This window comes from Pseudoflavonifractor sp. MSJ-30, assembly GCF_018918045.1.
In the GTDB taxonomy this organism is placed as follows: domain Bacteria; phylum Bacillota; class Clostridia; order Oscillospirales; family Oscillospiraceae; genus Faecousia.
Map to the genome: position 1 here is coordinate 110,213 of NZ_JAHLPU010000022.1, position 9,106 is coordinate 119,318.

General features: G+C 50.7%; 9 protein-coding genes and 1 pseudogene. 5 read left to right on the top strand and 5 right to left on the bottom strand.

What is annotated here, in order from left to right; all coding sequences use genetic code 11:
- The first annotated feature begins 19 nt into the window (after positions 1 to 19).
- Positions 20 to 298 (top strand): zinc-ribbon domain containing protein, encoded by a 279-nt coding sequence (locus KQI10_RS03615; protein WP_216566041.1) that lies wholly within the window; start codon positions 20 to 22, stop codon positions 296 to 298.
- A gap of 47 nt (positions 299 to 345) precedes the next feature.
- On the opposite strand, the gene KQI10_RS03620 is transcribed toward KQI10_RS03615, so the two are convergent.
- Positions 346 to 750 (bottom strand): YolD-like family protein, encoded by a 405-nt coding sequence (locus tag KQI10_RS03620; RefSeq protein WP_216566042.1) that lies wholly within the window; start codon positions 748 to 750, stop codon positions 346 to 348.
- 9 nt (positions 751 to 759) lie between these two features.
- Positions 760 to 2,295, bottom strand: coding sequence for a DNA methylase (locus tag KQI10_RS03625; RefSeq protein ID WP_216566043.1), 1,536 nt, complete (start codon positions 2,293 to 2,295; stop codon positions 760 to 762).
- A gap of 75 nt (positions 2,296 to 2,370) precedes the next feature.
- On the opposite strand from KQI10_RS03625, the gene KQI10_RS03630 reads away from it, so the two are divergent.
- The 4 genes from KQI10_RS03630 to KQI10_RS03645 all read left to right on the top strand — a co-directional run bounded on the left by KQI10_RS03630 (position 2,371) and on the right by KQI10_RS03645 (position 5,436).
- Positions 2,371 to 3,477 carry a hypothetical protein gene (locus tag KQI10_RS03630; RefSeq protein ID WP_216566044.1) on the top strand — a complete coding sequence of 369 codons (1,107 nt, stop codon included), beginning with the start codon at positions 2,371 to 2,373 and terminating at the stop codon, positions 3,475 to 3,477.
- A 187-nt stretch (positions 3,478 to 3,664) separates the two neighbouring features.
- On the top strand, positions 3,665 to 4,057 hold the full coding sequence (locus KQI10_RS03635) for an RHS repeat-associated core domain-containing protein (protein WP_216566045.1): 393 nt from the start codon (positions 3,665 to 3,667) through the stop codon (positions 4,055 to 4,057).
- Between the two features lie 15 nt (positions 4,058 to 4,072).
- Complete coding sequence (locus tag KQI10_RS03640) at positions 4,073 to 4,483, top strand: hypothetical protein (RefSeq protein WP_216566046.1); 411 nt, start codon at positions 4,073 to 4,075, stop codon at positions 4,481 to 4,483.
- Positions 4,484 to 4,818: 335 nt separating this feature from the next.
- Positions 4,819 to 5,436, top strand: a complete 618-nt coding sequence (locus KQI10_RS03645) for an imm11 family protein (protein ID WP_216566047.1) — start codon at positions 4,819 to 4,821, stop codon at positions 5,434 to 5,436.
- 404 nt (positions 5,437 to 5,840) lie between these two features.
- On the opposite strand, the gene KQI10_RS03650 is transcribed toward KQI10_RS03645, so the two are convergent.
- From KQI10_RS03650 to KQI10_RS03660, 3 genes and pseudogenes are all read right to left on the bottom strand, one after another.
- Positions 5,841 to 7,307, bottom strand: coding sequence for a lipopolysaccharide biosynthesis protein (locus tag KQI10_RS03650; protein ID WP_216566048.1), 1,467 nt, complete (start codon positions 7,305 to 7,307; stop codon positions 5,841 to 5,843).
- Between the two features lie 20 nt (positions 7,308 to 7,327).
- On the bottom strand, positions 7,328 to 8,290 hold the full coding sequence (locus KQI10_RS03655) for a glycosyltransferase family 2 protein (RefSeq protein ID WP_216566049.1): 963 nt from the start codon (positions 8,288 to 8,290) through the stop codon (positions 7,328 to 7,330).
- Positions 8,291 to 8,379: 89 nt separating this feature from the next.
- Positions 8,380 to 9,106: pseudogene (locus KQI10_RS03660) on the bottom strand (hypothetical protein); the annotation flags it as partial.

Sequence of the window (9,106 nt, forward strand, 5' to 3'; positions counted from 1 at the left end):
CGAAGAGAGGTATTTTCCAATGTACGAAGACAAGACTTTAGTTTGCAAAGATTGCGGCAAGGAGTTCGTGTTCACCGCCGGTGAGCAGGAGTTCTACGCAGAGCGCGGCTTCCAGAATGAGCCCCAGCGCTGCAAGGCCTGCCGTGATGCTCGCAAGAACAATGCCCGTGGCCCCCGTGAGTTCTTCACCGCTACTTGCGCACGCTGCGGCGGCGAGGCCAAGGTGCCCTTCCAGCCCAAGTCCGACCGTCCCGTGTTCTGCAGCGAGTGCTTCGCTCAGATGCGTGCCAACGGCTAATAGAGCGTCTTCAAAAAACAGGAGAAGCGATTGCTTCTCCTGTTTTTTTATGTCTCCACCTCAAATTCGCATATCCGGAAGAATGGGATTTCCCGGCCGTCTGTCATCACCAGACCGCCTTGGTACAGGTCGATTTTCTTCAGATTTCCAGTGACCGTCTCAAACCGGCCGCCCTCTTTCCGGGCGTCCTCGTAGAAAACGGTCATGGTAACTTCCGGCTGTGTATCGATTTTAACCGCGGCCAGCTTCAGCTGCCGGTTCAGCTCCTCCAGGCTTTCCTCCGTCAGAAAAACCGGGTGCTGGGTCAGGCGGGCGGTCTCGGTCAGCACATCGTCGTAGCCCGTCAGCGCCGCGAAAGGGGCAAACTGGGCGGCCCGGTCTTCTATGGACATCCGGGGCCGGCTGGTCGGCCGGGGCCAGTGGGTATTCAGAATATCATCATAACGTCCCATAGTGTCCCCCTAGGCCTTATGTCCGCCGATCTGGCTGTTGCGTTCCCGGGCGGTGGCGCCTTCTTCCAGGTTCATGCCCCGGAAAATAGCGTTCTTCCCGAATTTCTTTTTGATTTCCAGCATGGCCTGAAGCCGGGCCTGTTCCCGTTCCATATCCTTCTGCTGCTCCTGTTTTTCCACAGGGTCTGTGAAAAAGTCCAGCTGTTCCGTCCGGGCCAGTCTGGCCTCCTCTTTGGGATACAGGTCCGCAGTCAAAGTCAGCCGCCGCTGTAAAAGCGCCGCGTCCACGATGCTGTCGTAGAGCGTCATGAATGCCTGACTGATCTGCTTTTGGGAGGCGCACTTTTCCGGCAGATTGATGGTCCCGTGGGCACTTTTGGGAATCCGGCGGCCATAGCGGTCCATGACCACCGGGCCTGTGTAGTGAATCTCCGGCTGTTCCAGACTTTCCCGGTCGTAGCCAAGGGTCAGGGTCAGCTTTTGGGTGACAAGGCCCTTGGCCACCAGGTCCATGGCCAGCTGATCTGCCATCTCCCGGACCACCAGCCGGGCCTTATCGCTTTTGTAGGGACACTGCAGCACCTGTCCTGAGCTGACGCTGCGGTTTTCCGGGCGGTATGCCTTGATCTTGTCAATCGTGCAGGGTTCGTAGCCCCAGGCGTGGTCGATGAGCAGCTCGGCATTGACGCCGAAGAGCTTGTACAGACTCTCCTCGCCGAAGGGCCCGGGGTCCAGAGAGACCCGGGCAATGTCGCCCATAGTACGGATGCCCCGGCGCTCCAGCTTTCTGGAAATGCCCGGCCCCACACGCCAGAAGTCCGTCAGCGGCCGATGGTCCCATAACCCCCGGCGGTAGCTCATTTCATCCAGGCAGGCGATTCGGGCCCCCTGGGCGTCCGGTGGGATCTTCTTGGCCATGATATCCATGGCAATCTTGCACAGGTACAGATTGGTCCCCACACCGGCGGTAGCCGTAATGCCCGTCTCATCCATGACGGCCTGCATGAGCATTTTCGCAAAGCCTCTGGCGTCCACGCCATAGAGCTTCAGATAGGCCGTGGCGTCAATGAAGACCTCGTCAATGGAATAGGGGTGGATGTCCTCCGGGGCCACATAGCGCAGATAGACGCTGTAAATCCGAGCGCTGCACTCCATATAGTGGGCCATCCGGGGCTTCGCCACATGGTAGCCCAGCTTCCAATCCGGGTGTGCCGCCAGATCTTTGCTGTCCAGTGCCTCCCCGGTGAATTCCCGGACGCGGTTCTGAGCCTTACGCAGGGCGTTTACCTCCGTCACTCGCTGCACGACTTCAAAAAGGCGGGCCCGGCCGGAAATGCCGTGGGCCTTCAGCGCCGGGGACACCGCCAGACAGATGGTTTTCTCCGTCCGGGAGGCGTCGGCCACCACGAGATGGGTAGTCATAGGATCCAATCCCCGCTCCACGCACTCCACGGAGGCGTAGAAAGATTTCAGATCAATGGCAATATACTGCCGCGGCACGGAAACCACCCCCTTTATTCTGCGCTTTTGTATATTATAGAACATATGTTTTCGCCTGTCAATACATTGACGGCCCCGCTTTTCCCTGTTATAATGTTCACTAAGAAAGGAGGCTATGCAATGGCCAAATACGTATGCCCCAGCTGCGGCGCGCCCTTCGATGGGAAAAAGTGTCGGAACTGCGCCTATGAGAGCTTCTCAGAGGAGATCGCCCACAATCTTCACGTCCATAAAGGGGAACCTCTGGTCATCAAGGACACGACCCGGAAACGGGTACCCTACAAGGATCCCTTCTCCTGTCCGGGACCCCGCAGGGAAACGAAAAAGTCTGCCAAAATCACCGGCCTGCCCAAAGCCCTGCTGATTATTTTCCTGATCATCTTTCTGATTAATGTTCTGACATGGGTGTTTGCGGCCATTGGAGACCACGCCGATTGGCCGGAACCGGAGCCCTCCGCAGAATCCGTTTCCCTGCCGCTGAACGGGAAAACCCTTTTTGATGACAATAGATTCACCATTATTGCCCAGTGGCAGGACGGCAAAAGCGACAGTACCTATATCCCTGTCTACATCATCAACCATACAGACAAAGCGTACGATTTCTCTTCGAAAAATGTCACCGTAAACGGCTTCTGCCTGGACGATTTCAGCGGTCTCTATGCCCAGGTCCAGCCGGGGGAGACTTTGGAGTCCGGCCTGCACTTCAGTGACCAGGGCTTACAGCTGGCCAATATTGCACAGATCCAGCAGATCTCTTTTTCCCTGGAGGCCACAGCCTTCGGCAAGGATTACAGCGTTGCTGATTCCCTTGATCTGGGAACCTTCACCCTCCGGGGCAACGCCGCGGCGGACTATATTCAGTCCGATATGCCCGGCGGCCAAATGCTCTATTCCGATGAAACGCTGACCCTCTCCTATGTAGCGCTCTGGGCCAATGACTACGACGAAAAGCTGGAGGATATGGAGTTGGTCTTCTGCGTGGAAAACAGCAGCGGAAACGATCTTTCCATCTTTGATGAACAGATTCAGGTAAACGGCGAGACCTGCGACGTCTCCCTATGGGCCAGCGTCCCCGCCAATTCCAAAACACTGTTTACCGCCTACCTCTACGGTATCAATCTGGACCGGCCGGAGGATATAGAGTCCTTCATCATGGACCTCAACGTCTGCCCGGAAGACGGGGATGGCTATCTGATTGAGAACATCTCTGTGCCCATAAACGAATAAGGACTTTCAGCGCCCGGTGTGCAAACCGTCACGCCGGGCGCTGCCGTAAATGCTCCGAATGTGACCATTCAGCTGCTTCATTACCGACGCCAACGGCGCGCCTCTCACGCTGATCCACAACGGGACCGTCTACTACTACATCACCAACCTACAGGGCGATGTAATAAGCCTCGAAACCACCGACGGTATGCAGGGCGCACACTACTATTACGATGCCTGGGGTAAGATCCTGGCATCGACCGGTGAGCTTGCAGAGCTGAACCCCCTGCGGTACCGCAGATATGTCTACGATCAGGAGACGGGGCTCTACTATGTATCCAGCCGTTATTATGATCCTGAGATCGGTCGGTGGATAAATGCAGATAATCAGCTCTCAACGGGTAGTGATTTAACAGGATTGAATTTGTTTGCAAACTGCGGAAATAACCCTGTTAATAGAATTGATCCTACCGGAGAATCTTGGTGGCATTGGGCGCTCGGTGCGGCAGTTGTGGCCGTAGCCGCAGTTGCTACAGTTGTTACCTGCGGTGGATTTGCGGCCGCAGCAACAGCAGTGTGTATGGTTGGTAGTATTGTATGATTAGAGGTGAGATAAATGACGCTTAATCATAATGAATATTTGAATTATACATTACCTAACAATTGGTGTGCCGAAGAGGATATTGATAATCTTCTTTTGTATAATCCCAGCGGCAATGGAGCGATAACAACATCTTTTTTTAATGTTTTAAAAACAAAAGAATCTTTAGATGAGCAGATGAGCATATTGGCCAAAAGATTTATTGATCAAAATAATATAAATCTGCATTCTCCTTTAATACTTTTCAACAGAGATGGCAAGGCAATTTTGTACGGAACAGGCACAACATCTGATGGTTGGTTTATAAAATTGTGGGTTGTTGCCAAATACCCGAAAATAGTGTTTGCCACATATCAAAGTGAACGAAAAAGCGCTGAAGTGAAAGTATGTGATTCTATCATCGATAGTTTTCAGTTCGCATTTTAGTCACGGTATTATTTGAGATAAAAAGGTTTCATGAATATTCCTGACAAGTGCCGTGGTATCACAGGTAGTGTCAAGAGATATGCGCAAAATTGATTACGGCTCTGGTAGAAATCTATTACAGTGGGCGGCTTAACCGCCCCTTGGTTACTTTTCAGCAGGCAGGGCGCAAATGGTCAAGGGCGGCGGTACGCCGCTCGTCTTGCCCTTGACCATTTGTGACCTAACTGCTATCATCCGACCTGCGGCTCCGATAGGCACCCTACTCCAAATGCCAAGGACATCGTTAATTATTTCCGCAGATTAAACGGATTAAAATGAAATGAGGGAAATCAAGTATGTTGTTTTGGCTTAAAAATGATGTTGGAAAAAAGTATTCGTATGCATCTAAAGATTTGTCATTGGCTGGCTATACAAGAAGTATTTGCCCTAATTGTGGACGGGAAGTCGTTTCGCCGACATATATTGGGAATGCGCCGCATTTGATTTTAGAAGGAGGGCGAAAATTTCCCGATTTTTTGCAATTTTGTGGAGCGGGGAACCGGCTAACTATTGTTTCAGAAAATGCCTTGAATATATTTGAAAGGGAAAGCGTATCCGGATATGATGAATATTTGAATTGTCAAATTGAATTAGCTTCAACCTTTAAAGATGTAAATAACGTGCCAAACTACTACAGTCTAAATGTAAGTGGATCGGTGGACTTGGATTTACAAGCCATGCATCTCAGGAGGAAGAAAGTATGTAGCTCATGTGGTCAATTTGAATGGAGTCGTACACGAATTGGGGTTTATATCGTAGATGAAAAAACTTGGGACTCTTCAGATATCTGTTTCCTAAAGAGCATGCCCGGAATAAAGCTCTGTTCGTCCAAATTTGTTGAGATTGTCAACTCAAATAATCTGGCAGGATTCAGCTTTCCACCGATATCGTTGCCGCCCACATTTGTTAAATAGCCAAATCGAAGGATTGAGTCTGTAGGGCTTAAGGCCCGACAGCTCGTACCGCTGTGCATACCATTTGGCGCACGTCAGCTCAACCACACAAGTACAGGGACTCGCAACAGCTTAGGATTTCAATGTTCAGCTGCTGCGAGTCTTTTGTTTTCTTGTGTATAATGTAAACGCTCAATAACCACCCGCCTATAAAACATGCAGGCCCGAAACCACGGGCCTGCATGTTAGTCGAGGTAGGTATTCACATAAGCATCGTAAACGCACAATCATAGGCACCTCGCCAAAACGAACTGCGAGATGAGGCCCCGGACGGTTTCTGTCACACCGTTCGGGGCCTCTCGCTGGCATACCAGTATTAAAGTAAGAACTCCGGTACCCCTGTGAGGCACAGCCGGATGAGCAGGCTATCTGCCGTATCTTTTACGCACCGCGATAGCTACAGGGAATGCTATGGACAGGAAGCATAGCCCTCCCCATAGTGTCCAGGAGAGAAAGCTCTTGATCTTTACAGCCTGGATTAGAAAAGTGCCGCATAACGTGACCGCGAAGAAAAGGAAATTCGTCCCGAAGAACGGAAGCAATATCCTGTGAAGCGGCAGATGCAGAATATTTTTTGCAGAATAGGCCATATAGTAGACTGCCCTGAATACCGTTGCGGCCAGGGTTCCAATCGCAACACCAAGCAGCGGATTCCACTTGATCAGAATACAGGAAAGGACAATATTGATTAAGGCTTCACTATAAGCCCCCCAGCGTGTTTGCCTCAAATGATTCGCTGCCACCGGGAGACTTGCGCAAGGCAATACCAGGCAGTTCACAGCCTCCGCAAGGAGGAAAACCCAGGCAAAGGCAGGCCGAATATAGTCTGCATCGGTTATTCCCTTTGTGTAAAGCCTGATAAATGGGACAATCAGAATCCCCGCGCAGGAAAACAGGACCAGCGTTCCCGCCGACAGAAGTGTTTTATATTTTCGGTAGGACCTCCGGAGCGCGGATATGTCGTCTTTGGCTATGCACTCGCCAAAGACCGCCTCCATGCCGCCTGAAAGGGCTTCTGTAATGGAGCGAACACTGCCGATTACCATATTGTACACGGAGTAAACCGCAACCAAACGCAGATCCGCCAGCAGAGTAAGAAGCACGATATCCGTGTTCTTATGAAGAAAATATGCGATATGCTGCCCAATTCCCGTCCATTTTTGGTCTAATACAGCCTTTGGGCTGCTCCGGGTAAGAACATAATGTTTTTTTACATAAACCGCGTAAAGAATTGGACGCACGACAAAAATCAGGCTGCTCCCAAGTTTTACAAGCACCAGCCCGGCACCCATTCTGACAAGAATGGCAACCGTGGCAGCATTAACCAACGTTGTGGCAACCATAATAAGATTGTTAACATACACCTTTTTGTCCGCGACAATCAGGGTAAGGTTTGCCAGCCCCCCTACATACTTTGCCAAGGTGGCCAGGCCGATAGATAATACAAGCAGGAAAATATACGTCCTTGAGAAAATTGTAACATGGGCCAGATCGTGATAACAAAATCCCAGGATAATACTGTAAACAACAAATATGGCTGCGACATGATTGAAAAAATCTCTTACCGCATAATATACCGAGCTTGTTTCTGAAGCATCATTCTTTGCAAGCGGTCCATAAAGCTTCGCACGGGCGACACCGCCGATTCCTCCCTCGAGCATGGCGATGTAGGACAGGAACTGGGCAATCGAGGCCGAGATGCCGTAGGCCTCAGAGCCATATGCCGCAATCAGAAGCCGGGGAATCAGAATTCCGCAGGCCGTCGTTACCAGCTGGTTGAGCAGCTGTGTCAGGATATTCAGTTTTGATTCGTCTGTTTCCCTTCGTTTCATTGTCTGTTCCACTGCTTCTGTCAAGCCCTTGCCAGTGCCGCCAACAGTTTTACCCTTTCCTTCATAGTCAATCCGGAACTGAAGAAATACCGCATTGCCCTTTTGTCAATCTCATCCTTCCACGGATACTGTCTCAGCGCCTGACGTTCCTTTGCTGTGCAGCGTTTCCGGCAATTAAAATAGACCGACAAGTAGTTTTTCAGGTAATAAACCGCAACCGTTTCCAAATCGGCAGCCTCCGTCATGTCCCATATTTGCATAAATCGGTAAAGAATCTCAAACATTTCTCTTGCCATCATTCGAGAAATCGTATCCGTCCGGTATTGATGCATTGTACTGTCATTGCGCCGATGATACTGGTACAGCCGGTTCGGAAGATACCAGATTTTTTTTGCGTTTGTCAGAGGGTACAGCAGCTGCACCTTGTCTTCGCCGCAGTGCGTTCCATAAAAACAAGCGTAATCTGTAGTATCTCCGTCAAAGACTTCTTTTCGAAACGCTTTCAGGCATAGGGAATTCAGGCGATGAGAGGAAATCAGCTGCTTTTTCAGCCAGCGCGCAGAAATCTCCGACTCAACTGACGCTATATTTCCGACACATCGTCCCGTATCCATGCCGTCCACAAATACCCGTCCCGTATACAAGACGATATCCGGGCTTTGCGCAGAAATTGCACGCTGTATCACCCGCAAGCATTCGGGCTCCAAAACATCATCGCTGTCCAAGAACACAATGTAATCGCCGGTTGACAAGCCGATGCCTCTTCTACGTGCGTAAAACTGGCCGCGGTTTTCCTGATGGGCCACACGCATTCTGGAATCTTTCAACGCGTAGTCATCCAGCATTTTGCCGCTTCCATCCTCTGAACCGTCGTCAATCAGGATCAGTTCCCAATCGGAATAGAGCTGCGATTCAACTGATTGAACGCAGGAATCCAAAAAGGATTCCGCGTTATAAACAGGAACGACAATGCTGAATTTCATATACAACCCTCATTCGTTGAATACCACGGATCTTCATACGCTACGGGGCTTCACAGTAACCGTGAAGCCCCGTATGGTTTTGTTTCTACTTACTTTTGTACCATTTTTCCGTCTGTGTCAAAGCGATACATGCCGCCGGTGATACCGTAGCTGTTGCTTCCGACCCACAGAGTGGTGTCCTTATACATCTTGCCGCTGCCGGCGTTGAAGAAGTAATAGTCCGTACCGATTTTGGTAAAGCCCAGAGCCAACACATTATTCTCATAGTAATATGTATCTCCGCCGCCGGTAACAAAACCGGTTTTGATCAGCTTTCCCTCAGTATCGAAGGAATGCCAATCTCCCTTTTCGGGAATCAGACCGTTCTTCTGACTGACCCAAATTGTGGCGTTGACTACAAGGCAGCCGTTTGGCTGAGCATAGTAGTATTCTCCGTCCAGTTCGTTGAGTCCGTTGGTCATCTTAACGCCGTCAATCATGAGGTAGAGTTTGCCGTTTTCATTGACGATCTTTTTGACGCCGGTTTCCGAGCCGGGTACAAGCATCTTACCGTCGGACAGGAAGGCGTGCATACCGGGCTCTACGCCATAGCTGTTGCTGCCGACCCACAGAGAGGTATCCTTATACATCTTGCCGCTGCCGGCATTGAAGAAGTAATAGTCCTCTCCGATCTTGGTAAAGCCCAGCGCCAGAACGCAGTCGTCATAGTAGTATACATTGCCATCCGTGTCGGTGACGAAGCCGGTTTTTTGCAGTCTTCCCGATTCGTCAAAGACGTACCAGTTGCCCTTTTCGGGAATCAGGCCATTTTTCTGG